Origin of the sequence: Nocardia aurea (assembly GCF_003123685.1) — a bacterium.
Taxonomy (GTDB): domain Bacteria; phylum Actinomycetota; class Actinomycetes; order Mycobacteriales; family Mycobacteriaceae; genus Nocardia; species Nocardia aurea.
Genome location: NZ_QCYJ01000107.1, coordinates 1 through 24,261 on the forward strand (window position 1 = coordinate 1; position 24,261 = coordinate 24,261).

Annotated in this window: 22 protein-coding genes; 2 read left to right on the forward strand and 20 right to left on the reverse strand. The window is 66.4% G+C overall.

What is annotated here, in order from left to right; translation table 11 throughout:
* Nucleotides 1-847 precede the first annotated feature (847 nt).
* Nucleotides 848-2,014: a hypothetical protein gene (locus DAT37_RS25520; RefSeq protein ID WP_109527419.1), complete on the forward strand. Its 1,167-nt coding sequence runs from the start codon at nt 848-850 to the stop codon at nt 2,012-2,014.
* Between the two features lie 416 nt (nt 2,015-2,430).
* On the opposite strand, the gene DAT37_RS25525 is transcribed toward DAT37_RS25520, so the two are convergent.
* The gene (locus tag DAT37_RS25525; protein ID WP_109527420.1) at nt 2,431-2,619 is read right to left on the reverse strand and encodes a hypothetical protein; all 189 of its coding nucleotides are present in this window, start codon (nt 2,617-2,619) and stop codon (nt 2,431-2,433) included.
* 174 nt (nt 2,620-2,793) lie between these two features.
* Between DAT37_RS25525 and DAT37_RS44310 the strand changes: the two genes are divergently transcribed.
* Nucleotides 2,794-3,012: a hypothetical protein gene (locus tag DAT37_RS44310; protein ID WP_157978691.1), complete on the forward strand. Its 219-nt coding sequence runs from the start codon at nt 2,794-2,796 to the stop codon at nt 3,010-3,012.
* A 127-nt stretch (nt 3,013-3,139) separates the two neighbouring features.
* Here the strand turns inward: DAT37_RS44310 and mobF are convergent, their stop codons facing one another.
* From mobF to DAT37_RS25625, 19 genes are all read right to left on the reverse strand, one after another.
* Entirely contained in the window at nt 3,140-9,196 is a 6,057-nt protein-coding gene (gene mobF, locus DAT37_RS25535) for a MobF family relaxase (protein WP_109527422.1), read from the reverse strand.
* A gap of 166 nt (nt 9,197-9,362) precedes the next feature.
* Nucleotides 9,363-9,932: a GNAT family N-acetyltransferase gene (locus tag DAT37_RS25540; protein ID WP_109527423.1), complete on the reverse strand. Its 570-nt coding sequence runs from the start codon at nt 9,930-9,932 to the stop codon at nt 9,363-9,365.
* 463 nt (nt 9,933-10,395) lie between these two features.
* Complete coding sequence (locus DAT37_RS25545) at nt 10,396-10,818, reverse strand: DUF4326 domain-containing protein (protein ID WP_198654424.1); 423 nt, start codon at nt 10,816-10,818, stop codon at nt 10,396-10,398.
* Nucleotides 10,815-11,249 carry a hypothetical protein gene (locus tag DAT37_RS44315; RefSeq protein WP_157978692.1) on the reverse strand — a complete coding sequence of 145 codons (435 nt, stop codon included), beginning with the start codon at nt 11,247-11,249 and terminating at the stop codon, nt 10,815-10,817. The genes DAT37_RS25545 and DAT37_RS44315 overlap by 4 nt, the downstream gene beginning before the upstream one ends.
* A 105-nt stretch (nt 11,250-11,354) precedes the next feature.
* Nucleotides 11,355-12,965, reverse strand: coding sequence for a hypothetical protein (locus DAT37_RS25555; RefSeq protein WP_109527424.1), 1,611 nt, complete (start codon nt 12,963-12,965; stop codon nt 11,355-11,357).
* A gap of 397 nt (nt 12,966-13,362) precedes the next feature.
* Entirely contained in the window at nt 13,363-13,740 is a 378-nt protein-coding gene (locus DAT37_RS25560; protein ID WP_109527425.1) for a hypothetical protein, read from the reverse strand.
* 23 nt (nt 13,741-13,763) lie between these two features.
* Complete coding sequence (locus tag DAT37_RS25565; RefSeq protein ID WP_109527426.1) at nt 13,764-14,150, reverse strand: hypothetical protein; 387 nt, start codon at nt 14,148-14,150, stop codon at nt 13,764-13,766.
* A gap of 122 nt (nt 14,151-14,272) precedes the next feature.
* A complete protein-coding gene (locus DAT37_RS25570; RefSeq protein ID WP_109527427.1) occupies nt 14,273-14,827 on the reverse strand; it encodes a single-stranded DNA-binding protein in 555 nt (184 codons plus the stop codon).
* 91 nt (nt 14,828-14,918) lie between these two features.
* Nucleotides 14,919-16,601, reverse strand: coding sequence for a ParB/RepB/Spo0J family partition protein (locus DAT37_RS25575; protein ID WP_109527428.1), 1,683 nt, complete (start codon nt 16,599-16,601; stop codon nt 14,919-14,921).
* A gap of 137 nt (nt 16,602-16,738) precedes the next feature.
* Entirely contained in the window at nt 16,739-16,975 is a 237-nt protein-coding gene (locus DAT37_RS25580) for a hypothetical protein (RefSeq protein ID WP_157978693.1), read from the reverse strand.
* A 245-nt stretch (nt 16,976-17,220) separates the two neighbouring features.
* Nucleotides 17,221-17,886: a hypothetical protein gene (locus tag DAT37_RS25585; protein WP_157978694.1), complete on the reverse strand. Its 666-nt coding sequence runs from the start codon at nt 17,884-17,886 to the stop codon at nt 17,221-17,223.
* Between the two features lie 54 nt (nt 17,887-17,940).
* On the reverse strand, nt 17,941-18,165 hold the full coding sequence (locus tag DAT37_RS25590; protein ID WP_109527431.1) for a hypothetical protein: 225 nt from the start codon (nt 18,163-18,165) through the stop codon (nt 17,941-17,943).
* Complete coding sequence (locus DAT37_RS25595) at nt 18,162-18,635, reverse strand: hypothetical protein (RefSeq protein WP_157978695.1); 474 nt, start codon at nt 18,633-18,635, stop codon at nt 18,162-18,164. Before DAT37_RS25595 ends, DAT37_RS25590 begins: the two co-directional genes overlap by 4 nt.
* The gene (locus DAT37_RS25600; protein ID WP_109527433.1) at nt 18,625-19,029 is read right to left on the reverse strand and encodes a hypothetical protein; all 405 of its coding nucleotides are present in this window, start codon (nt 19,027-19,029) and stop codon (nt 18,625-18,627) included. Before DAT37_RS25600 ends, DAT37_RS25595 begins: the two co-directional genes overlap by 11 nt.
* Before the next feature lie 66 nt (nt 19,030-19,095).
* The gene (locus tag DAT37_RS25605; RefSeq protein WP_109527434.1) at nt 19,096-19,863 is read right to left on the reverse strand and encodes a class II glutamine amidotransferase domain-containing protein; all 768 of its coding nucleotides are present in this window, start codon (nt 19,861-19,863) and stop codon (nt 19,096-19,098) included.
* Nucleotides 19,851-21,056, reverse strand: coding sequence for a hypothetical protein (locus tag DAT37_RS25610; protein ID WP_232839988.1), 1,206 nt, complete (start codon nt 21,054-21,056; stop codon nt 19,851-19,853). Before DAT37_RS25610 ends, DAT37_RS25605 begins: the two co-directional genes overlap by 13 nt.
* Nucleotides 21,057-21,196: 140 nt before the next feature.
* The gene (locus DAT37_RS25615; RefSeq protein ID WP_109527435.1) at nt 21,197-22,018 is read right to left on the reverse strand and encodes a class II glutamine amidotransferase; all 822 of its coding nucleotides are present in this window, start codon (nt 22,016-22,018) and stop codon (nt 21,197-21,199) included.
* Nucleotides 22,006-23,205 carry an amidoligase family protein gene (locus DAT37_RS45665; protein ID WP_232839989.1) on the reverse strand — a complete coding sequence of 400 codons (1,200 nt, stop codon included), beginning with the start codon at nt 23,203-23,205 and terminating at the stop codon, nt 22,006-22,008. The genes DAT37_RS25615 and DAT37_RS45665 overlap by 13 nt, the downstream gene beginning before the upstream one ends.
* 291 nt (nt 23,206-23,496) lie before the next feature.
* Nucleotides 23,497-23,880, reverse strand: coding sequence for a hypothetical protein (locus tag DAT37_RS25625; protein WP_109527436.1), 384 nt, complete (start codon nt 23,878-23,880; stop codon nt 23,497-23,499).
* Nucleotides 23,881-24,261: the final 381 nt, after the last annotated feature.

The following is a 24,261-nucleotide window of genomic DNA, read 5'->3' on the forward strand; positions in this document are numbered from 1 at the left end:
CCAGCACAACTGAAGACTGAAACCACCAACCCGACCGACCGAGGGGGTCAGAATTCAGGTGCCGGAAAGTGTCCAGGATTCGCTTGCCGTTGACAGATGGATTGGCTCGCGAATTCGGATCGACGGCGCGAGCCGACGAACCGATTCGAGAACGTGCTCAGATCTCTGGTCCAAACGCGAGGAGAATCATGACGCGCACCGTTTCGTTGCTGTCCACCATCGCAGGAATCGATCCACGAGTGTGGGATGCGATCGTTCCGCATGGCCCTCTGACTCACGCTGGTTTGGAGGGCGCCGGGGCACGACTTCCCCGGTCCTCGTCCCTCGCGAGCTCCCCGAACGATTTCCTGATCAGCGCGGCACAGATGGCCCACACCGTGGCACGTATCGCGACCGAGGCGGAGTTACGCGGTGAGTCCTCGGACGGTCTCGTGAAGGAATTCATCGATGACTGGTGTGGGACGCCCTGGCCTCGTAAGTGGCCGTGGCCAGGGCCCGGCCCTCGGCCGAATGAGGGGCCGCTTCCTGATCCATGGGTGATCCAGACCGGGCGGGTTGTCGGCGCGGTCGTTTTCGCCTCGGTCGGTTCCCGGCTCGCCGACAGTTCTCTGGGTTCGGCGTTTCTTGAGGGGGCCGAGCGACTGACCGAAGCGGCACAGCACCGCTGACCGATCGTTGCCGGTACATCGCCAGCAGCTCTATGTGAGAGCTATCCCTGCCACGTGCATCAAATTCATCTGTAGCAGTGCATCTTCGGGGTAGTGAGATGGAATTGTCCAGGATCGACGACAATCGGATCGCGTGCAAGGCAGGGCTCCTGATCGACACCTGAGTAGCGGAGGAAGCCATGACCGAGATTCTCGTGAACACGACCACGACAGGCTTTCAACATCACCCCGCCGTAGCGCGGCTGGGGGGCACGCACAGCTTCGTTGTGTGGACAGACAGCAGCAGCGCGAGCATCAAAGCCCAACTGTTTCTCGCGAACGGAACCAAAAGTGGCGGGGAGTTCGTTGTCAACGACCCCGCACCGGTCGGAGGCAATATCGAGCGTGTGTTCCCCGCGGTCGCCAATACCGGCTTCGGCCCGGTGGTCGCATGGATCGAACGGCCCTTCGATTCTGCACCGCGTGTGAAAGTGCAACGGTTTAACAACAGTGCGGAGAAGGTCGGATCCGAGATCCAGGTCAGTACCGAACCGGTTGAACCGGACAATCGGTTGGCTGTCATAGGCCTTACCGACGGTGGCTTCCTCGTCACATGGGTCGATCCGCGTCCGGATCAACGTGTTCGCGCGCAGCGCTTCCACTTCGATGGCACCAAGGCAGGCTCCGAATCTTTGGTCAGTGCCACCGAAGGCTTTCATCGGAACCCGCTCGCCGCGCCGTTGGAGAATGGGGCGTACGTCATCGGATGGCGGAGCGACCCTTCGGCGCCCGGAGGTGGAACGCTGGTATTCCGGATTCGTGACCTGGCTGGATCGACCGGCTTGGAAATCACACCGAATCTGTCTGGATTCGGGAGCGGGGCGATGGCCCTTCTCGACAGTGGAAACTTCGTCGTCGTCCACGTCAGAAGCCTTGGCAACAGCAACATCGGAGTCGAGAAGAGCGTCGTGGAAGCGCATGTCTACGCACCGGATGGCACCTTCACGGACATCAGCGTAGGGGTGAGCGCTGGCTCCGGCATCAACTGCTCCTGGCCGTCTGTGACCGGGCTGCCAGGCGGCCGATTCGTTGTTGCCTGGGTGCAGAAGAGCGCAGAGACCTTCTCGACGCAACCGAGTGTCCGCGCAAAGTTGTTGTCCGAGAGCCAAGGTTCTATCGGTCAGGAAATCCAGGTCAACACGACGACAGCGGGCGATCGATTCGGTACTCGAGTGGCAGCGTTATTCGGCCCGGGCGACCCGGAGACCGCATTCGTGGTGTGGACCGACGACAGCGGCACCGGCGGCGACGACTCGGAGTTCGCGGTGCACGCGCGAGCGCTTCCTATCCAGCCCGGTGGGTTCTAGTACATTCGGAGGCGCCGAGGGACACGCTTCTCGAACGCACTGTATGAGCGAAACCTCACGGACGCCGAACGGGCACTCGACGCTGACCACCCGCATATTTTGGTATACCGCAACAACCTCGCACGGGCGCGAAAGCGGCTTTGCGACATGGACTGACGATGCCCAGTTAGGGTCGCGCCAGACCCGGTCGGCCGCGAGATCGCATCGGACGGGGGTTCGCGTCTTCTCTGACATTGTCTGGCTGGATGAGGGCCCCGCCTGTGTCTCATATGATGATCGCATACGTATGTTCGAGGGCTTGCGACGAAAGCAGCAGCGGTCGTTGAACGGATGAGCTCGACTCACCGCAAATAATCGTTGCAGTGACGAAAGCAGTTGTCCGGCAGGCATAGTACCGTCCGGACAACTTGCAACTGTCAGCGCTTGCGCGCTTCCCGAACGATCTTTCGAGCGCCTTCGGTGTTCAACTCAGCACCAGTCTTCTGCTTGTACTGTTGCTTCACTGCGCGGATCGCGTCAGCCTCGGGTCCGGCAGGCACTTCGACGGTGGCCGACAGCTGTTTTTCGAGTTCTTCCAACGCCTTCTTATTGAGCTCGAACTTCATTGTTCACACTCTCCTTGATACCGCAGCAGGTTCCGCCCTGCCTGCCGTGACCGTACTCCGGTGCACCGACACGTTCCTGCGCCTTCCGTCGGTGCTGCGGCTCGCGGGAAACAAGGGTCTTGTGGGTTGCTGAAAGTGCTACCGAGCCGGTCGCGAGTCGGCACAATCGACGGCATGAGTGACGAGACAGTTGGTTTTCTGGTCGCGGTGTTCGAAGAGCCGGATGAAGCAGGGCCGGGCGCGATTCGTTCATTCCATGAACGATGGCAGGATGTGCATCCCACGATCGAGGGTGCGCAGGAGGAACTGGCGGAGGCTCGACTGAAAGAGCCCGCCGACGCCTGGGAGATCTTTGCTCTTGCCAGAGTTGGGGAAAACCCCACAAGGCTCTGAGGTCCTCTCTCGCTTGTGCAGGCTCGGCGGAATGGGCTTCTGCACGATGCGTGACAGACTGGAACCCATTCGATAGGGCAGGTCACCAATCTAGGTAGCAGCCCCGAATATATGGTTTCTGCGTGGGTCACAACCCTACGTCTAGCGCAGTGTTGTTCCAAGGTTGTGGCTCGTAGAGTGGGGTGTCGGTGGCCGTATCGGCGCCGTCGGTGGTGTGCCGCACCGCGTGCTCATTCTGACGTTGGGTGGGGGTGAGATCGCTGCGGCGGTGTTGTTCGGCACGGTAGCGGTCGATCTCGGTGCTCGTTTCGGCGATAAATCTTTCTGTCCTGGTGTCGAGGTTGTCACTTCCTTGCTGCCGTGCGCGGGCTTGGGTTTCGATCTGATGCGGGCTGGTGGCGAGTACGTTCTCCCAGTGGTCAGGAGTTCCGGCGTAGCCGATGGCGTTGTTGTGTTTTAGGCGAGCTGTGTTGCGGGCGTTGGTGTGTTCTCTTTCGCGGGCGGCTTGTTTGCCGATGAGTTCATCGATGCGGGTGCGCAGGGTGTGGCGTGTGGTCCGTTTGCGCGTGGGTGTGGCGTCGAGGCGTTCACGGTGGGTGGCCAATTCGGTGCGTGTGGCGTACATCGCTCGTGCAGCACGATGGAGTTCATCGCTGGCCTCCAATGCGGCGCGAATCGCGTCTTGGGCTGCCATATGGCGGGCAACCACTGTGTCTACGTTGGCGTGATCGGCAGGGTCGGGTGGCACGGGGGAGTAGATGACAGCGTTGGTGGCGGCCAGGGCGAGTTCTTGTCGGAGTTCGGTGATCCGGTCTTCGAGTTCGATATCGGTGTAGGCGAACAGCGGATCATTGACGGGCGGTTCGTATTCCGGTTCGACGGTGGTGTCAGGGGCGGGGAGGGGATGAGCGCGTACCCAGGCTTCGATCCTGGCCCGGTCGACCGGGTTGGGGATGGCTTGCCAGTCGCGGCGCAGGATGGCGTGCACGGTGGGTAGGGGTTTGGTGGCGGCGAGGTATTGCGCGCGTGCTGTGACGTGTTGGGCCGGGTCGTGGTCTGGGATGGCGGGCTGGTTGTCCTCGCGGCAGTCTTCGCACAGTCCGTCGTCGCTGCGGCGTGGCGGGATGGGGGTGGCGTCGATGGGTCGGCGTTCGATACCGCAGGACACGCATTCCAGGCCGCGGGTGCGGGCGGTGCCGGCTTTGTCGTAGTCGAGGGCGTAGCCGTCGGGGACCAGGTCTCGAGCTTCGTCGCGGCGGTAACTGCGTCCGGCCAGCGGGTTTATGGGGCGGTCATCGATATCGTCGGCGCGCTCGCGGCCCGGTCGGCGTTGGTTCGGGTCGCCGGTGAGTCGGCGTACTTCGTCAGCGTCGGGACGAGCATCGGGCTGGTCGTCGACTCCGGCGCGGGTGTCCTGATATTCCTGTTCGGCGCGTCGAGCGCGGACTATCGGGTCGGGCAGCGAGTCGCTGACGAGCGTGCGGTCGTAGCGGATGGCGTGGTCGCGTGGCGCTGGATTACTGCGGTCGGATGAGGGGCGCCGAGGTGCGGTGTCGGGTTGGTAGACGTGGGGATCGTTGTAGGGTGTGCAGGCATCGATGAGCGCGCGGTGTTGTGGGAAACGTTCACCGGCCCAGCGCAGTCGCGCGCGGGCGACAGGGAAGGCGTTGCGGTAGAGGGTGTCGGCGACTTCGGTGATGACCCAGCGCTGCTCGTCGGTGGCGAGATGTTCGAATTCGCGGAATCGTTGCGCCGCGGCGGTGATGTCGCCGCTCTGGAACAGTTCAGCAATCGTCCGGAGCGATTCGGCGGGGCCGGTCTCGGGGGCGCGGTCAGGTTCGGGTTCGACCTCCGGCAGTGGTTCGTCGAAGTCGGGCTCGGCGACGGCCGGTTCGAGGTCTGGCGGGTGTTCGGGTTGGTGCGTTTCTGCGGTGGGTTGCTGTGTCATGGGTGGTTCGTTTCGTGGTGTGGTGGGCTCGTTTTCGGCGATGGGCGTGTGGTGCAGGAGTGCGTCGATACGCCACGCGAGTGCGGCGGCGATCTGGTCGGGGCGTAGCCCGGTGCTGTCGTCGGGGGTGGCGGCGGTGAGCAGCTCATGGGCGGTGGTGAGTAGTTGTAATGGCGTCCATGTCGTGCCGGTGGCGTGGTCGATGGCGGCGACCAGGCGTGGCCAGGCGGGATCGTTGACGACGCGGTCGGTGAGGTCGTGGCCGAGGACGGTGTGTAGGTCGGTGATCCAGTCCGGTCGCAGGTTCAGGTCGCCGTCGAGGGCTGAGGGTTCCAGTTCCAGGCGTGACCAGAGCGCAGCGGCGGGCATCTCATCGGGCAACGACCGGACTGCGGCAGCCTGGGTGAGTCGGTGGGTGATGTCGATTCCGGCGCGGGCGGCGAGGTCGATGCGGTCGGCGAGGACCGGCCAATACGGGTCGGTCAGGATCCGGGGCTCGATACCGCCGATGAGGTCGGCCCACTGGTGGACCGGGCGCGTGAGGTCACCGAGCGCGGCCTCGACGCGGGTGTCGAGAAGGTGCTGGTGTTCGCGTTCGAGGACCGCGTACCGGTTCGGGCCGGTGGGCCGCAGGTCGGTGTCGTCGATGTGCAGGCTGGCACGCCACACCGCCACCTCCTCAAGCAGTCCCGCGTCGACACCGAGCAGTGGTCGTGCCCAGGCGGGCGCGGTCACTGGTGTCCATGACTGTGTGTCGCGGCGGATCAGTGCGGCCAGGTCGGCGACGATCCGCGCGCGAGCAGCGACCCGAGTGACATCGGAGTCGAGACCGCCCGGGATGCCGTGCGTCCAGGGCAGTGGCCCGGTTCCGGCCGAGTGTGCCCCGGTGGGGTCGAGTCGCCAGGCCAGCACGGCAGCGGGATCGGCGGCGGTGTCGAGTTCGTGCATGGCGGCGGCGGTGTGTAGTTCGTGTACCGGGTCGCGGCCGGAGGCGGCGAGTATCGCGAGGTACTGGCGCAGGACAGGGTAGGCGGGGCTGTCGGTCAGGTTCGACAACAGTGCTTCGGCGGCGGCATCCAGGCGGGCCAGACCGTGCGCGCCGAGCACGTTCTCTGCGGCGAGGCCGAGGGAATCGAGGTAGATATCGAGTGCGCGTCCAAGCCGCCCATGCGGATTCAACACCTCCCGCAACTGTGTGTGCGCCGATTTCTGTGCCCCGTCGCGCGCCAGGATCTGCACGACAGCTTCGACGGCGGTGCGTGGATACACGGCTGGTTCGGTCCAGAACGAGCCCTCGTCACCGTTCAACGCGGTCGGGATGTAGGCGTGGTTGGCGTGCACCCCGCGCGTCATCGCGACATACAACTGCTGCCTGGTTTCGCTCCCGGTGAGCGCGACGTGACAGGTGTCGGCGGTGATTCCTTGTGCGGAATCGACCGTCGCCGCGTACCCCAACCGCACGAACCGGGACACATAGTCGGAGGGAAGACGCATACTCGCGCGTGTTCTTCCGTGCCGGTTCGCGGTGATACTGCCGTCGGAATGCACGGCTTCGACGGTCCAGACGTCACCGTTGCGCACCCAATCGGACTCACTGATCCGCAGTCGCGGGTTGTTGCGCCGGGTGCGGATCGTGTCACCGACACTGGCTGCCAGGCCGTCGGCGAGCCTCACTTCCGCACCGAAAACCCCACCCTCACGCGCGAGTCGGTCGACGCGGGCGCGTTCGTTCAACGCGGTGACGACCTCGTGGTTGGCAGCCAACATGATGGTGTCGCGACCGGCGAGATGATCAGTAGCCCAGTTGGTGTAGGTGTCGTCGTGGGTGGCGCCGACGTGTCCGGCGTGGATCCTGTGGTTGTCCAGGTACCAGCCCAGTGCGGCGGGATCGCCTTCGCGCAGGCTAAGGCTGGCTGATGCTTCGGCGGTGGAGGCGAAACGTACGACGTGGGTGAGGGTGAGGGTGTGTTCGGGTGCGGCGGTGTGCATGTCGGTGTCCGCGCCGCCGGCCTCGATCGAGGGGAGTTGGTGGTCGTCGCCGATGCAGCGGATGGTCGCGCCGCGGTCGGTGAGGAATTGCAGCAGACGGAGGCGTTTGAGGGTGCCGAGTTTGACGTGTTCATCGACTATCACCAACGTGTCGGTGTCGATGTCGAGTACCCACTGCGGCAACGGCGGCGGTAGATCCCGCTCGTGCGCGGGATTGTTCGTGCTCGGTGTGTGTCGGGTGAGGACGTCGAGGAGTTTGTCGACGGTCTCACAGCGTGCGCCGATCGACTCACCGAGTACCGCCGCGGCCGAGGCCGTCGGCGCCAACCCCAGCACTACACCGCCGCTGGAATTCCATGCCGTGGTGAGTACCGCCATCGCGGTGGTCTTGCCCGAACCCGCTGGGGCGTTGGCGGTATGGACCCGTAGGCCGGAGCTGGCGAACCCTTCGATGACCCCAGCCTGTCCGGCGTTCAAGGGCCGATCCGGATTCGCGGTGTTGTAGTCACGCACCGCCGCGGTGACGGTGGCCCGGTCCAGTTGGCGGGCGCCGGCTTGCATCGACAGTTCGATCAGCGCCTTCTCGGCCGCCAACACCTGGACCGAGGTGTAGATCTGCGAACCCGCGTGGGTGTAGACGCTGGCCCCGTCGCGGCGCGCCAACGCTGAAGGAACGGTCGCGAGGTCGGGCTGGGCGGCGACATCGGAGTCACCGCGTGGGATCGAACGAGAAGGCGCGAGAGCTTCAGCGAGCACGGCCTCGCAAACCTGTTCCCAGTCTCTGCCGCGGATCTTGCCACGGAGTTGGCGTTCGATCTCGGCACGGACGTTGGCTGCCCGCCAGGTCGAGCGGTGTTCGGCGACGACCTCGAGGACCTGGTCAGCGGTGGCGGCGATCCACTCACCGGTGGCCGTAATTCGTGGTGTGCGCAGCGGATTCAACGCGGTCGAGACCACCCGAGCGAGGGCCTCGCGGTCACCGAGCAGTGCGATCGCTTCGGCCCGCCAGCTGCTGCGTTGCTGAGCGAAGGAGCGCAGGCCGTGTTTGGTGGGTCGGGTTTCGAGGGTGGCTTGCTGGGCCAGGTCACGCACTTCGTTGGGGACGGGTTCGCGGCCGTGGCGGTGTTGGAAGTGCGCGGACAGTTCTCCGACACGGGCGCGGATCGCGGTTTCGCGTCGCGACCATGCCTCGATCAACCGGAGTGGGATGCCGACGATCTCGCGGATCGGACGTTTGGTCGGGTCGGTGCCCGGCCGTGGCGCGAATTCGACACCGACAGTGTCTTCGAGGTGGTGTTCGAGGCGGGTGTTGTAGATCTCGCTCACGGTCACCACCACGTGGTGCAGGGTGGCGCTGTCCAGGGTGCGCCACAGTCCGTCGAGGGTGCGGACACGGTTGGCGATCAACACATGCGTGTGCAGATCCGGGTCACCGGCGCGGCTGTCGCGGTGGGTGAAACACGCGGCGACGGTGCCCTCCACGTCGACTTGGCGGACACCGTTTCGGCCCAGGCGAGTGAAGATCCCCTCGCGCTGCAACCACCCCAACGCATCCGCGATCGCTGCGTGGTGGGCGGCCTCGATCTTCTCCGAGATGTTGCGTGGGGCCAGCGCCCACAGCGCCGATACCGACTTCACCGGTGAGAAGGTGAGGTCGAAACCGGCGACCGCGGTCGTCGGTGGGCGTGAGTTCTTGGCGATCCATCCCGACAGTTCCCGCTCGTCCAGGGGTGGCCGTTGGTATTCGTCGGTGAACATATCGAACGCGACATAGGACCGGATCTGCGCTCGCACCTCATCGGCAATGCGATCGGTTCGCGGGTTTCCGTGCGCGATATTGTGTGCCTCGTACGCCTTCGTGCACTGTTTCCGATAATCGGAAGTGGGTGTGTAGACGCGATAGGGATTTCCGAGACGTGATGCTTTATCGGCGGCTTTGTGTGCGGCTTTCGGTGTATCGCCGGCGGCTAGTCGTGTGTCGTAGACGTCGTCTTCGATCTGTTCGGCGTCCGGGTGTCGACCCAGTCCGAACAGCGACTTCATCTGCGACTCGGTCACTTCCGCACCCGCGACGATCCCCAGGGCGGCGAGGCCGGAGCCCTGCCACGCGCCGGGGGATTCGCCGTGGGCGGAATAGTAATCCGACAGCGAGGATCGACCGCGGGAGTCGTTGTCTCCCGCGGCGACGTTGCGCAGGTAGTACTGGTAGCCATTGCCTGCGACGACTTTATGGATCGTCGCGGTCATCACTCCATCGAGCACGAAAACACTGGAAAAGTCGAACGCGCTGAGCTATTTAGTGATCGGCGAGCACGGTTGAAACTGCATTCGTAACCGAATTGTTTATCGGTTCAGGCACATGCCCAGGATCCGGGCGAACACGAGCCGGTCTTCGGCTGGTCGCGGTGTGTGTCTAGCGGCGCTGGTGGGTCCGCCAGTTGTCGCTCGTGATGGCGTATTCGACTTCGCCGTGCTCGCTGCCGGGGATCGAGTGTTCCCACTGCAGATAGAAGGTGCGGACGTAGTGCATTCCAATGGAGGCCATGGTGGCCCGCGAGGCGGTGTTGACGGCCATCGTCTCGGCGAAGATCCGCCCCAGCCCGAGGTCGACGAAGCCGTGCCGTAGTAGTTCCCGGGCTCCTTCACCGCCCAGCCCGCGGCGCCAGTATCGGGGCAGCAGTCGGTAGCCGAGTTCGGCCTGTCCCTCGACCGGGCCCTGGTCCGGGCGTTCCGGAGTCGACAGCGTCCACCATCCGACGAACTGGTCCTCGATGAACCCGATCCAGTATCCGAGCCCGGGCGTGGGCGTGGCAGCGGTGAGTCGACGGCGGTGAGCTTCTTCGATCTCCGGGCGCGATCGTGCCACGCCTGCACCGAGGTAGCGCATCACCTCGGGGTCGGAGTCCAACTCGATCTCGTAGTCGAGATGCTCCTCGGTCAGCGGAACCAACGTGATCCGAGCACTGGACAGCGCAGCCTGCATCGGCTGATCCTCGGTCCCTACATGCGAGGCTGTCCAGGAGGTTTACGCGGTGTGGTGGTGCCGAGTCGACAGATGGTCTTGTTGAGGCCTCATCGATGCGGCCGCTCTGCAGGCCGTCAACGCCGTTCAGGTCGAAAGGATCTCGATGCTGGCAACGTGTCCGATGGTCCGCCAGCGGAACCTCGGACTTGTCTCATCTCCGTCCATAGTCCGGCTTAGGCGCCTGAATGCCAAAGGTGTGCTTGGTGAAAAGGTGGGCGATAAAGGGGGGTGGAAGGTGTGGATGAATGCGTAGGTAGTGGGAGGTGGATGCTCAGGTGAGGTTGTGGATGGCTGGGGACAGATTGGAGAGCGAGATGAAGTGCGGGTGGTGAGGCGTGTACGTGAGCGATGGGCGGGGTAGGAACCGGAGCATGTAATCCGGTTCCATCGTGACGACGGCTGTCGCGTGTCCGAGGGGCGGTCACGCTCGCGGTGACGGTCGGGTCCGGACCGCTGCGCGCGGGTCGAGGTCGGGATCGAGGCTTACTGCGGCGAGGGTGTGGCCGTGGCAGGGCTTGGGCGCGCACCAGCAGCCGAGCACCCGGCGGCGGAGTTCGCCGCCGCGGAGGCGGGTGAGGAGGTCGGGTCGTTCGGTGAGGTGGCGGGCGTGCGCGATGAGTACGTCGGCGCGGTTGCCGTCGCGTCCGAGGACGAAGGGGTTGCCCCAACTGCTGGTGCGGTCGATGGGCACGAACAGGTGGTGGCGGCGTGCCCACTCGATCAGGTGCGCGTGTCCGGCGGCGGCGCGCATCGACACCATGACCGGCCGGCCGGTGGCAAGGGTCTGGTGTAGCTCGGTGATCGTGAGGTGTGCGGGGTCGGTGAGCGGTGCGGAGTGGGTCACGGCGAATGGGTCCTTCCGGTCGGGTCGGTCAGTCCGGTGGGGTGGGGACGCGCGTCCATCCGTGGGATTGGCAGGTGTAGTGGCGGTCGTCGAGTGCGACGGGGTCGCCGACCGACAGGGACCGCAGACCTGGCAGGCCCTGCCCCTTTGGCGTACCAGGTGTCGGTGTGGGTCTGGTCGTCGTCGTGTTCGGGGTGGTCGTTGAACGTGGCGAAGACGCGTTCGAGCAGAACCACGTCGGCGTCGGTGTCGACGGGCAGGGGGTAGGTGTAGGCCAGCGTCATGGGTGCGTCGGGTCGGTATCCGGTGAGTAGCGCGGTCGGGTCGGTGTTGAGGTAGACCCGCACCCGAACCTGGGTCGGGCGGGAGGCGGACACGGCGTCGCGGAGGGCACGCAGTACGCGGCGGGCGCGGGTCGAGAGTCGATGCACGGTGGGTGCTCCTGTCGGATTCGGGGATAGTGGGGACCGGCCCGCCGCAGGGGTCGACACCGCGGCGGACCGGTGATCACGGGGTGGAGCCGAACGAGGGGCGGGTCAGGCAACCGCGGTGGTGCGGGTGGTGGTGGGCACGAGTCCGAGGTCGATGCGGCAGTTCGTGCAGTAGTTGTCGGCGTGCACGATGCCGTTTCGGGCGCAGGCGTCGCAGCGTCCGATGCGCTGCCCGGCTCCGAGCGCGGTCCCGCCCCGCCGTGGCCGACGCGTGGTGGTGCGGGGTGCGCGTTCGGGCTGTTCGAGATTGGTGGCCATCCAGCGGGTGATCAGTCGCCAGGTCGGTCCGGTGTTGGCCGCCGCCGCGCGTACCCGGTCCAGCAGCACTCGTGCCTGGGCGGGGTGGGTGGCGGCGATGTGGGCGCAGCGGGATTCGACGTAGGCGTGGATGCGGTAGGCGTTGGTCACGACCACGGCGGGGATCGCGGGGACGCGGGGGATGCCGGGGTGGCCGTCGGTGCGGCAGACATCGCAGAGCCCGTCGTCGGAGACCGGGACCCCGTCGCGGGTGTGCAGGGGGCGGCGGTCGTTGGCGGGCCGGTCGATCCAGCAGCCCACGCAGGGCCACCCGAGATAGGGGGTCATCGCGGCGAGGTCGTAGTCGAGCCCGGAGCCCTGCCAGGTGGATTCACGGATGTCGAGTTCGCTGTAGGGCAAATATTCGTCGCGGTCGCTGGGCATCGGGAGCCCGGTGCGACGGATGGCGAAGCGGGACTGGTCGGCGGCGGTGATGCGCGGCGGGAACTGCGGACGGGTGCGCCGGGTGCGTGCTCGGCGGGTGCTGGACCAGGGTTCGGGTTCGGTGTCGTGCTCGCGCAGGAATTCCCGTGTCGCGTCCTCGATTCCGGAGTGACGCAGGGCGGGGGTGATGTGGCGTTCGGGGAGTTCGGGGGCGAGCAGGTGCCGGTCTGCTTCGGTGTAGCACTCGGCGATGTGCAGGAAGTAGGAGCGGTCCCACAGCTCGGCCTGCACGTGCGCCCACACCTGCCCGGCCTTTTTCCGGGGTTCGGGCACCGGCGGGGTGCGGTCGTCGTCGACGGCGGTGTCGATGGCGTACAACCGCCGCGCGGCGTATCCCGCGTATTCGCGCTGTCGGCGTTCGGCCACGGCGCGGTCCCGTCCGCGGTGGCGCAAGCTCACCAGCGTGGTGGTGGGGGCAGGGATCCGCGCGCGGCGCGCGGCGATCTTCTCGGGCTGGTAGCGGGCGGCGTCGGTCGCCGCGGATGGTGTGGCGGTGTCGCGTTCGCGGTGTCGGTGGTCGCGGATGGAGCGGCGCACCCATTCGGCCGCCTCGATCGAGGTCTCGGACTGCTGGGGGAGTTCGGGCCGGTACAGGCCGGGGTCGCCTTCGGCGGTGTGATCGATGATCAGCGACCGCAGTTCGGGTCGGGACTTGGCCATCCATCCGAGTTGGCGGGCTGCGGTCTTCCACGGTGAGCGGGTCAGCAGGTCGGCGGCGCGGTCGAGGAAGGCGCGCTCGGTCGGTGAGGCGAGGGCGAGCACGGCGGTGAAGCGTTCGCGTGCGGCGTCGGGATCGGTGTCCAGGAGGTATTCGATGTCGCCGAGCGTGGCGGCGAACGGGGTGAGGGTCTCGGCGATTTCGGTGACGGTCTCGGTGGCAGTGTCGGTAACGGGTGCGTTCAGCGTTGCGGTCATCACTGGGTCCTGTTCTGTCGTGGAAACAGCTCGGCCCCGTGCCGGACGCACGCCAACGCGTGCGTAACCCCGACACGGGGCTGGGCGGCTGGTCGTCTGACCCGCCGGAGTGCGATCGACCAGGGTGGGTGCCCGACACGGCGGAGGGAACGCGCCGAAAGGACGACGCCGAATTCGCTGCGCACAACAACTGGTCCGGCGGATCCGAGTCAGGCGGCGCGCTGGGCGAATTCGGTGGTGGCCGGGCGCGGGCCTGCAGCCGTGGCGGGCTCACGCGCTGGTAGCACTCAGACAGGCGGGGCAGACGGCCAGACGACCAGCCCTCCCCAACCGCAACCTTCTGATCGCGGACGCGACCGGCATCAGGACGCTGGTCGCCTTCTCGCTGGCTGGGTGCTCAGAACGGTGCGCTGTGTGCGTCGAGTGCGGTGATCAGCGCGTGGCGTTGGGCCAGGAGCTGATCGAGGATGTGACGGACGACCTCGGCCCGGGTGGCGTCGGGATCGGGGTGGGTGAAGGCCTCGGCGACGTCCAGACTCCCGCTGGCCAGCCGCAGCTGTTGGCTCACCTCGATGATCAGGACCAGGTGTGCGTCGTCGAAGCGCCACAGCACGATCTCGCTGAGATCATCGCGCAGCTGCCCACCCAGGGCATAGATCGCGGTGTGCAGGACCTCTTCGATGCTCTCGATCGTCCGGATCGAGATCGGCTCGAGGAGCAGGACACCGAGCGAGAGCAGTCGCTCGAGGTCGGCATCGGTGATGGTGTCGGGCACGGCGAGTTCCTTCGGAATCGGTGTCAGGTGTGTGGGTCGCGGTCCAGGCCGATCCACGCGTGTTGCCAGGCGGCGGTGAAGGTGGTGGCGTTCTCGGCGGCGCTGACGGGTTCGTCGTGGGACCGGGTGGCGTCGTAGATGACGACGGTCCAGCTGTCGATGTCGCCGCGGTGGTCGGCGAGTCCGGCGTCGATGCTGGTGATCAGGACGTAGAGGGTGCCGGTCGGGTCGATGATCGGCCCGGCCTCGGCCTCGATGGCCACGAACGCGAACATCGGGATTCCGCCGGCATCGATGACGCGGGGATTGCCGCCGATCCCGGTCAGGAACTCGACTTCGGGACGGTGGGCACCCAGCAGCGGGGCCGCGATGTGTTCGGGCGCGGGAGCATTGGGGGAGTCAATGGGCATGCCGCCCTCCTGTCTGGTGGATGCACCCGACCGGTGTGTCGGGTGCATCCACCACCGGGCACCCGCCCTCGCGGTGAGCGCCGCTGGCGCGGGTGCGAAGAGGAGTCGTCCACGATGGGTTTCTAGAACGGGGGCTTCTCGTCGCCACCGACTCCGTTACCGAACCCTGCGCCGAATGCACTGCGGGTGGTGGCCCAGGGATCGTCGTTGCCGTTGCCGTTGCCGTTGCCGTTGCCGTTGCCGTTGCCGGTGGCCGCGCCGACGAGCTCTCGGGAGCGATCACTGCTATCGCCGTTGGTGTTGGTGTGGTTGGTTTTTCGTTTGGTGATCGTGGCGGTGGCGTAGCGCAACGATGGGCCGATCTCGTCGATTTCGAGTTCTATGGTGCTGCGGTTGTGGCCGTCGTCGGTCGTCCAGTTGCGCTGCTTGAGACGCCCGGTGACTATGATTCGCGAGCCCCTGGTCAGGCTCTCGGCGACGTTTTCGGCTACCTCGCGCCAGGCGTTGCAGCGCAGGAACAGGGCGTCGCCGTCTTTCCAGTCGTTGCTGGAGCGGTCGAAGTAGCGGGGGGTCGAGGCGACGGTGAAATTGGCGACCGCGGTGCCATTGGGCAGGAATCTGAGTTCGGGATCGGCAACGAGATTGCCTGTGACGGTGATCGCCGTGTCTGCGGCCATTGTCGTGGTTTCTTCCTGTTCGGGTGGTGCACAACGAGCACCGGCCCGCCACGAACGGATGTGTGGCGGGCCGGTCAACTGTGGTGAGGGTTCAGGACTCGATATCGATGTCGCGGTAATCGATGAGCCTGGCGGCGGCCTGCTCGACGTCAACGAGAGCGAAATCGTTGTCTGCGGTACGTGCGTTGAGGTCGGCGGCGGCCTCGGCGAGGAACCGCAGATACCTCTGGGTGGACCCCCGCGCGTCGCGCCACAGGCTCTTGCCGATCGCGAGTTCGGCGATAGCGACTTGCATGGCGAGCACGATCTTCCACGCCCGATTCGGCGACGCGGCTCCGATCGCGGCCACGAGTGCTTCGGTGCTGGAATCGATGCCCAGCAGCGAGGCCACCTGTGCTCGTTCGTCGAAGGCGAGTCGGTGAGCGAGGGTTTCGGCGACGAAGGCCGCAGTGTCAGGAGGCAGTGTGGCTCCGGTGAGCAGGCGTGGCAGGAACTCGCGGCGATGTTCGTTGGCGGCCTCGCCGCGTTCGTTGAGCACGCGGACCCGCCGCCGATCCAACCGTGCCTGCTCCCGCGCGGCCACGGCCGCGGCTTCCGCGTCAGGATCGTGTTCGGGCGCGATGATGGTGAACCCACTGCCGGGCAACGCCTTTTCGGGCAGATAGTAGGTCGGGGTCCACTCATCGGCACGAGTCACTGTGTCGGTGTGGCGCAACCCCTCGCTGGGTACGGCATCAGGGTTGCCGCGGGTGCTCCAGTCCACCTCCTCGATCTCGACGCGGACACCGGATTCGGTGTCGACGAGCAGTGTGCCGCGTTCGACTGCCAGCCACACCACCCAGCGGGTCGGGTCGGCGTAGAGGTGATCGACAGTGACCGGCTCGCCCGCCTCGGTGACCAACCGGTCGATCGGCAGGTAGCCGGTGTCGGTGTCGGGTTCGCTGGTGAGGATGCCGAATCCGTAGACGGCGTAGGCGAGCGCGGTCTCGAGACGGTCTTTGGTGGTGGTGCGCTCGTTGTCGATCAGTCGGCGCGTGTAGCCGAAGTTGTAGCGTCCGGCGCTCTCGAGACGGGCGACGGCGTCGGTGTCGCCGCGGGCCTCGTAGTCGGCGATGACCGAGAGTTGGTCGAGGTCGAACTTCCGGTCGCCCAGTAGCTGTGTCGCTGTCGGTGATGCGCCGATCGCGCCGACCTTGGTGATCTCGGAGCGCTTGCGCTGCAATCCGTGCGCTATCCGGGTCGGGGTCGCACCCAATTCGAGCATCAACGCGATCCCTCGGGCGCGGTCGACCTCCGACAGTGGGATACGTCGGTCGTTGAGGGTGATCTGGTCCAGGGTGCGCTCGATGCGGTGTTCGTTGTCCTCGATGTCAGGGTCGGCGGGGGCGATCCACACCGGTACGGACTCGAGTCCGACCTTACGGGCCAGCAGTACCCGCAGCTGCCCGTCGTAGACGCGGATCGTCCCGTCCGGTCCGCGCTGCGCCAGCGCCGGTGCCCGCACCCCGCGTGCGCGGATCGAGGCTTCCTGATCGGGGTAGTCGTCCAGATCGAAACTCATCCGCACGTTCTCATCGATCACCAGATCGTTCGGGTTCTTGTACTCCGCTACCGCTTCTGGCGGCGGGATCAACGTCAGGTCCGCGGCGGCGGCATCGGTCGAGCCCTGCCCGGCGGTGTCGGTGGTGTCGGGGGCGGCGGCCGATACCTGGTCGGTGTCGGGCTGTTCGGATCCACTGGGGTCGGCGGCGATGGACGGGGAAGCAGTACTCATCGGTGAACTCCTCGCGAAAGGGTCGGCACGCACACCCCGGCTGTGAACGCGGGGAACGGTCGTGGGGTGGCGGTGTCATCGGATGGGGCGTGGGTCGTCGAATCGTGAGAAACCCGCAAGAGATGGGCGGATCAGGTTCAGGCGGCCGAAGCGCGGCGCTGGCGGGTCACGTTGACCGGGGCAAGCCGCAGCACTCCGGCATCGTCGGTGTCGAGGTAGACCCAGTTCCGTCCACGCCAGTCCGGGAACCGATCTCGCCAGTCCGTCTCGACCTGGTCCTCGGTGAGCGCGGAGACCGGACCGGCATAACCGCGTTCGAGCAGCTGCTGATACTCGGCGCGAGTGATGGACTGCATGGGCACAGGGTTGGACATGTGGACCTCCAAGAATTGAGCGGTCACGAAACGCATCACCCGGCGGGTGATGCGAAAGGGATATGAGCGGTCTGCCGCCGCTCATCGAGGGTCGCGGCGGCGTTCCAGTTCTCGATGGCGCAGCGAGGTCGAGTGGCGCTGAACGCGCCACCCGGGCCTGAGCGTCGCCGCGATCCGTGCGGTGAGGTCGTGGAAATCCATTGGCGGTCTACTCCTTCCGAGGCTCGTGGACGTGGGGGATGGGGTCAGAAGCCGAGCAGTGTTTTGGCGGCGATGAGTTGATCGAGTGCCTCGCGACGGCGGTCGGTCTCGGGGACGGCGGTGTCGCGGATCTTGCGCAGCCGCAGGAACCGGACCCCGGACAGTGCGATGCCGGCCGCGGGTGCGGCGGTTTCGCTGCCGGGGTCTTCGATCACCTGGTAGTCGGCGAGGTCGAGCCATGCTTCGTACCAGGCTTCGGCGGGTCGGCCGTCGCGGGCGGGTTCGCGCGGGTCGGCCTGGCGCGGCTGCCAGTACCGGCATTCACAGACCGGATCGTCGCAGCGGGCGAACCGCACCGCGGGGTTGGCGTGGTAGTGGTGTTGTTGCCCGGCCAGCATCGGGCACGCACGCCGCGAATAGTGCCCACATTCTGGGTGGGTTCCTGGCTCTACCGCCAGCCCACGCAGGTAGTCGATCGAGCGGATGAACACCACCACCCGGTCGGTGAGCGGTTGCCCGCAGATCTGACACCGCTTACCCCACAGCACCCAGTGCGCGCGGACCGGATCCAGCATCCCCCACACCGGTCGCGCCGGATCACGATGGCTCAACGTGATGTAGGGGACGACCAGACCACGCGCCCGACGCGCGTCGGACAAACGAGCCGGGCCCGCCACACGATCCGGGCCCGACGGTGACGTGGTAACCATGACTACCTCGAATCTTCAGTGGGAGTACGGGAAACAGCCCCAGGACCGAACTGGTCACCGGCGCCGTGGTGACGGCGTCGTGGGCTCGAGGGGTTCGGCGGACAACCGCACGCACACCCGCCGAACCTCGTGTCCGGGGCTGGTGATGGTGACCTCGATCTGGGCGGTGAGAGCACCGGGTGGGGTGGGACCGCCGCTCCAGGGGTGGTAGCGGCCGGCGTCGAGGGCGGGTAGGTTCGCCTCGATCCAGGCGAGAAGGTCGGTGGCGTGGACGATCACGGCTGCCAGCGGCGGCCGGTGTGCGGGTCGTGATCGTGCACGGCCACAACCGTCGGTGCGCCGGGAACCACGGTGGACAGCGTGCGCGCGAGCACGGCTTGGCGGCCCCCGGCGGCCCACCAGCCCGCCGCGAGGACCCACCGGGATCCGGTGTGTTCGGCGGGGCTCAGGTACCACCCGAATTCGGGCAGACCGATCCCAAACGGATCGACCTCCCACCTGGGGATGCCGTCAGGATCGGTTCTCGGCGAGGCCCCGGCATTCTCGACGCGGATCAACGCCATCACCAGACCGGCGTGCTGGGCGGGGATGCCGTCGAAGGCGGCGATCGGGGTTCCGGGCCGTGGCGTGATCGCGAAGGCGGCGTAATAGCCCACAACCAGAACCGAGCCGGACGCATCGATCTCGGGAAGGTAAGGCGCATACCGTGGGTCGGCTCGCAGCCGCGCGGTGTAGCGGTCAATCGACATCGGTGGACCTCCGCGCGGTGACCACTGCGCTGGAGCCGTGGTGCGGGACCGGTTGGTCCTCGCGGTTGGACTCTGTGTCTGGTGGGGGTGCGGGGGCGAGGGCTTCGATGAATCGCAGCGGCAGCAGGATCCGGCCACCCGGGTGCACCAGGACGGCGTGGTGGCGGCCGACCGCGGCGACACGGACGCGGTCGTGGCGATGTCCACCGCGGGTGGTGATCGTGGTCAGCTCGCCACTGCGGCGCAGGCGGTGCAGCTCGACGGTGACCAGGCCGATCACCGGATCACCGAGCGCGGCACCGGTAGCGACGGTGGAGGTGACTGCGGTGATCTGTCGAGAGAGCAGTCCACGCAGTCCCAGCAGCAGTCGTAGTGGTTTGAGGGAGTCGGGCATTCTCGGTGTTCCGTTCCACGCGAGTGCAGAGGGGGCCGGTTCGGTGGAACCGGCCGCCTCGGGGGCTCAGGCGTATTCGAGGTCGATGAGGTCGGCGTAGCGGTCGTGGCCGTCGAGGTCGGGGCAGTCGCAGTGCGGGAACTGGTTCTTGCATTCGGCGCAGAAGCCGCAGAACCCGCAGTGCGGGCCGACGCCGTCGTCATCGTCTGCCCCGCAGAATTCGCAAAAGGTGTAATCCCAGCCGGCGGTGTAACCCCACCGGTAGTCGAGATAGTCGCGATTGGAGTACCAGATCCCGGCATCGGTGTCCCAGTGCCCGCGCGCCTCGTTGAAGATGTAGGCGCGGTGGGTGTAGGCGGGATCGACGGTGAGCAGGACGAGTTTGTCGGTGCCCAACCAGTTTTCGAGGCCCTCGCGGCCGGTCCAGGAATCCAACGACCCGAACGGCGCGGCGGGGAGGAAGTCCTCGGCCGCGATCCGGGTATCGGAACGCTGATCGCCCTCGGCGGGGTGCACGTTGGAGGGCAGGACCCCGTTGTGGGCCAGCACCGTCCGCTCGTCACCACCGAGTTCGAAGGGGTGGCAGTTGTCGAGGCCGCGCAGTCCGTGGGTGGCGTAGCGGGAATGGAACAGCGCGGGCCCGTGCGGGTATTCCACACGTAGGGCAGCGAATTCGCCGATGGCGGTCTCGGCGTCGAGACTGTGCCCGACGGTGATGGTGTCGTTGTCGGTGAGTAGGGCGTAGCCGTGTCCGTGCGGATTGGATTCCGCGCCGTTGCGCAGGGCGTTGACGTCCGGTGTGGTGTCGGGTTTGAAGAAGGTCAGCATGCACATGCCAGCTCCTGGAGTTCGGTGAGCAGATCGCTGTACTCGGGCCGCGTGGTGAGCCAGGTGCAGAACGCTGACCATTCCCAGCCGCGGCGGCGCGCGATGTCGGCCGCGGTGAGGGTGCGGGTGTATTCGACCGAGGCGGCGGCGAATCCGAGGGCGGCCTTGACTTGGCGCGGAGCCAGTGAGGAGGCGAAGATCCGCAGTTCGAAGGTGTGCTCGGGGTAGACGTTGATCGCCTGGTAGCGGCCGAACCCGGCCGTGGAGCCCTTGGCGAACTCGACTGCGGCCTCACGCGCCTGGGGGGAGAACTCCGCCCATTCCGAGCCGCGGCGGCGTGCCAGGGTGCAGACCTGGGATTCGTTGCGGTACACGAACTTCAGCCACCGGTAGATGTGGGCGGGAGAGGTGAATCCGGTACGGGAGACATGGACGTGGATACCGACCGAGGCGTTGGTGCGGCAGCCCAGCAGCCGTAACTTGTTCAACAGCCGCCACGGGAAGTCGGCGCGTGCGTAATCCCACGACATCGGGTGGGTGACCATCTCGAATCCGTTCGGGCGGATCGAGCCGTCCTCCTTCAGATAACCCAGCCCACCCAGATGTTCGACTGCGAGGTCGACGGCGTCGGTGAAGGTCGAGGTGGGGGTGATGAGTTCGAGTTCCAGACCGAGGAACAGCGGACCGTCGCCGTAGAAGACAGGGTTCGGGCGGTAGTAGTAGTCGTGCACGCGGTAGTCGTCGCTGCCACGCGCGCATTCCTCGCAGCGCGAATCGCAGGTCGGGACGAGCAGTTCGCAGTCGGAGCAGTAGTGGTAGGAATCGTTGCGGCAGTCCGAGCAGACCTCGTCCCCGCCGTCGACGGTGTAGGTGAAATCGGTGCGGTCTCCGCAGTCACTGCACAGGTCGTAGTGCTGTGAGCAGGACGAGCAGACCTGCGGGCCGCTCACGACCGAGACGAGGTCTTCGGTGAATAGGTCGCAGCGTTCGCATCGGTGCCAGCCGAGCAGGCAGCGCGCGCACAGGTAGGTGTCATCGACGGTGTGGCTGGTGTGTCGAGTTGGTGCAGCGCAGCCTTCGCAGAAGCGCGCGCAGTCGCCGCACCACCTGTCTCCCTCGACCAGAGTCACAAGGCGATCGGCGGTCACAGACTGCGAGCACTCCTCGCACTGCTCCTCGAGCACGGTGGCGGTGGGCATGGCGGGTCACGACCTTTCGACGAAAACGGCGAAGCCCCGCACACGAGCCGAGAGGTCGGCGGTGCGCGGGGCTTCGAGGGAAGGGGGAGCAATCCCGAGGACAGGCAGCGGCGGATCCTGGGAATGTGACGTGTGAGGTGTCAGCCGTTGGTCGGTGAGAGAGAAGCGGCGCGGTGACGTCCACCCGATGTCCGGGTCAGAGCGGCGATCGCTTCCGCGCGGGTGGCGGTAGCCGGTGTGGTGGTGCGGCGGTGGGTGGGGCAGTCGCAATGAGGGAAGGTCTGCCAGCAGTCGAAGCACCACCCGCACGTGTCACAGTGGCGCCCGGACCTGTACAGGTCGACGTGCCCGCAGCCGTCGCAGCGCACGCTCCACATGTGCTGCGGCCGACGGCGCGAGAACGGCTGATAGGTGTTGTTGGAGTACCAGATCCGGTCTTCCCAGAGCCCGGCCTGTTCATTGAGGATGTAGGCGGCGTGGTCGTAGGTGGGGTCGACGGTCAGGATCACCAGTTTGCTGCTGCCCAGCCAGGAGGCCAGACCGCGTGCGCCGCGGTGGGTGTCGATCGACCCGAACGGCTGGCGCGGCAGATAGTCCTCGGCGGCGATGCGGGTGTCCGAACGCGGATCGTAGGCACGCGGATGCACCCGCTTGGGCAGGGTCCCGTTGTGCGCCAATACCGTTCGCGGATCATGACCGAGCGGGAAGGGGTGGCAGTTCGCCAGCGAGCGAGCGCCGCGGGTGGCGTAGCGGGAATGGAACAGCCCCGCCCCCTCCGGGTGTGCGGCGCGCAGCGCGAAGAATTCGGCGATCAGCGGGTCGGGCTCCATACTGTGACCGGTGCGGACCCGGCCGTCGATGATCAGCGCGTAACCGTGCCCGTGCGGGTTGACCGTCGCGCCGGTCCGCAACGCCGTGGCGTCGGGTTGGACACCGGGTGGGAAGTAGGTCAGCAGGCACATGCGAGCTCCAGGTGACGTAGCTGGTCGGACAGAGGCTGATAGACCGGGCGTGCGGTGACCCAGGTAGTGAAGGCGTCCCATTCCCACGCGCCGGCGCGGATATCGGTGATGCGCAGGCCTCGGGTGTAGTGGATCGAGGCCGCGGTGAACGCGAGCGCGGCCTGCACTCGCCCGGCCTCGAGAGATGACGAGAAGATCCGCAGTTCGAGGGTGTGACGCGGATGAGGGTTGATCGCCTGATACCGGTCCAGGCCCAGCGCGTGGACGTGGTTCTTGGCGGTGTCCTTGACCTTCGCGCGCGCGGTCGGGTCGAACGGGGCGTAGCGCGAGCGCCGCCCGGCCAGGCGAGTGAGCTGGGATTCGTTGCGGTAGAGGAGCTTCATCCACCGGAAAATGTGCGCGGGGGAGGCGAATCCGGCGCGGGAGGCGTGCACGTGCAACCCGACTCCGGCGTGTGTGGTGCACCCCAGATCGTCGAGCTCACCCAGCAGCGGCCAGGGGAACGAGTCGAGAGCGTACGAGTAGCTCATCGGGTGGCTGACCAACTCGAATCCGCCCGGTTGGATCGAGGAGTCCTGTTTCAGATAGCCGAGGCCGTCGAGCCGGTCGGTGGCCAGCCGCACGGCGTCGCCGCGGTAGTAGTCGGGGACCACGATTTCGAGTTCCAGGCCGAGGAACAACGGTCCGGTGCCGTGGAAGCGGGGATCGGGTTTGAAGCTGTAATTCCGCACTCGCGCGGGGTTGGCGCACCAGTCGCAGGAGCCGTATCCGCGCAGCAACGTCCCACATCGGTCACAGCTGCCGAACGCGGCCGCGCACATCGTGCACGCCCGCAAACCCCCGGACACGTAGCGGGACGCGGCGCTGTGACGGCCGCAGGCGAAGCAGCGGTCGAAGAACGCCTCCGCACACCTCCAACACACGATGTGATCGGAGTCGGTACGTTCGTGTGGCGCGCTGAGCCGCGCACACGAGACGCAGTCGAGCCAGCCGGGCGTGCAGTGCGAGCACAGTCGGGTCCGCTCGGCGGTGTCGGACAGTGTCAGCGACTGCTCGTGGCAGCCGTCACAGACCGCCACCGTGCTGACGCATGATCCGCACACCTGTTGCTGCTCGACGGGGTATCGGGGACCCGCGCGGAGCGTTGCGCACACCGCACACGCGGCGGCAAGATCGGATTCGGGCATGACAGAACCCCTTTCGGCGGAAGTGGAAGGACAGCCAGGGACGAGCGGCGAACGCCCGACACCAGCGCCGACCGCAAACGAAAAACACTGCGGGACAGCATGTTCACCGCTACGAGTGGGTGGCGAGCGCTGGCAAAGGACCGGAGTTCGTGGACGAGGGCCTCGCGCGGTGGGCATGTGGTCCGCCTGGCCGTGAACGTGAGGTCAGGGCGTTGCGGCCCCTCTGTAATCGGGACCGGCGTGCGTGCAGGTGGTCGATCGGGTCGCGGACGATGTCGCCCGGTGCAGCGTCTATCGGGTGGTGGGGCAGTCGGGATGGTCGTGCAGGCAGGCGTGCACTCCGAACTGGGTGATCCCGCCCGGGGAGTAGGCGCCCAGGGCGAGTGCGCGTGCGATGGCGGTGCGGGCCGGTCCCTGGTGGCGACCGCCGTAGAGGGCGTCGTCGCCGTGAGAGGCGATGATCGTCGCGGTGTCCACGGCGTTGCGTGCGCGCTGTTCGGGTGTCCATTCCCGCATCTCGGCCAGCATCAGCGGCACGAGGAACAACAGGAAATCGGCCAGGTTCTCCATGAACGGATCACCCTGACCGGCGTGCGGATCGCTCACCCGCACAACGCGTCCCGGCAGACCCGGGAGCGGCGCGGTGGTGTCATCGGTGGGCAGTGGCGGTGTCATCTCCGGACTCCTTCGGCAGTGGGATCGGCGGCAACGGCACGTCGAGGCCTGGATGTGGGCTGTTCGGAGGTGCTCGCGACCTGGCGGGCACGGCAACAGAAAGGTGAAATAGTGCGAATGAGCGCATGTATTGGGTGGGTGCTGGACCGCGGAAGTCGGTGGGCTTAGAGGTGCCTGGTGGTCAACCGGTTCGGGTGTGTCCGGCGCGTGGTCGGGTGCGTGAGTGAGGGCTGTGTGGTTTCGATCGTGAATCTGAACACCGGCTGTGCGCGGATCTCAGCACGACCGCTGCGGCCGAAAATTCCATGTTCGCGAATTCGGACATCACACTGCGACGGCCCGATGCCGTGAGGGACTTGTCCATGGCCAGCTCGTGGTCGA

Bases quoted from the DNA above. Each gene is read 5' to 3' on its own strand.
- DAT37_RS25575 (WP_109527428.1), bottom strand. From the start codon at position 16,601: ATGAGTACTGCTTCCCCGTCCATCGCCGCCGACCCCAGTGGATCCGAA.
- DAT37_RS25520 (WP_109527419.1), top strand. From the start codon at position 848: ATGACCGAGATTCTCGTGAACACGACCACGACAGGCTTTCAACATCAC.
- DAT37_RS25540 (WP_109527423.1), bottom strand. From the start codon at position 9,932: ATGCAGGCTGCGCTGTCCAGTGCTCGGATCACGTTGGTTCCGCTGACC.
- DAT37_RS45665 (WP_232839989.1), bottom strand. From the start codon at position 23,205: ATGCCCGAATCCGATCTTGCCGCCGCGTGTGCGGTGTGCGCAACGCTC.
- DAT37_RS25615 (WP_109527435.1), bottom strand. From the start codon at position 22,018: ATGTGCCTGCTGACCTACTTCCCACCCGGTGTCCAACCCGACGCCACG.
- DAT37_RS44310 (WP_157978691.1), top strand. From the start codon at position 2,794: ATGAGTGACGAGACAGTTGGTTTTCTGGTCGCGGTGTTCGAAGAGCCG.
- DAT37_RS25555 (WP_109527424.1), bottom strand. From the start codon at position 12,965: ATGACCGCAACGCTGAACGCACCCGTTACCGACACTGCCACCGAGACC.
- DAT37_RS25565 (WP_109527426.1), bottom strand. From the start codon at position 14,150: ATGCCCATTGACTCCCCCAATGCTCCCGCGCCCGAACACATCGCGGCC.
- DAT37_RS25595 (WP_157978695.1), bottom strand. From the start codon at position 18,635: ATGTCGATTGACCGCTACACCGCGCGGCTGCGAGCCGACCCACGGTAT.
- DAT37_RS25580 (WP_157978693.1), bottom strand. From the start codon at position 16,975: ATGTCCAACCCTGTGCCCATGCAGTCCATCACTCGCGCCGAGTATCAG.
- DAT37_RS25600 (WP_109527433.1), bottom strand. From the start codon at position 19,029: ATGCCCGACTCCCTCAAACCACTACGACTGCTGCTGGGACTGCGTGGA.
- DAT37_RS25570 (WP_109527427.1), bottom strand. From the start codon at position 14,827: ATGGCCGCAGACACGGCGATCACCGTCACAGGCAATCTCGTTGCCGAT.
- DAT37_RS25605 (WP_109527434.1), bottom strand. From the start codon at position 19,863: ATGTGCATGCTGACCTTCTTCAAACCCGACACCACACCGGACGTCAAC.
- DAT37_RS25625 (WP_109527436.1), bottom strand. From the start codon at position 23,880: ATGACACCGCCACTGCCCACCGATGACACCACCGCGCCGCTCCCGGGT.
- DAT37_RS25610 (WP_232839988.1), bottom strand. From the start codon at position 21,056: ATGCCCACCGCCACCGTGCTCGAGGAGCAGTGCGAGGAGTGCTCGCAG.
- DAT37_RS25525 (WP_109527420.1), bottom strand. From the start codon at position 2,619: ATGAAGTTCGAGCTCAATAAGAAGGCGTTGGAAGAACTCGAAAAACAG.
- mobF (WP_109527422.1), bottom strand. From the start codon at position 9,196: ATGACCGCGACGATCCATAAAGTCGTCGCAGGCAATGGCTACCAGTAC.
- DAT37_RS25585 (WP_157978694.1), bottom strand. From the start codon at position 17,886: ATGGTTACCACGTCACCGTCGGGCCCGGATCGTGTGGCGGGCCCGGCT.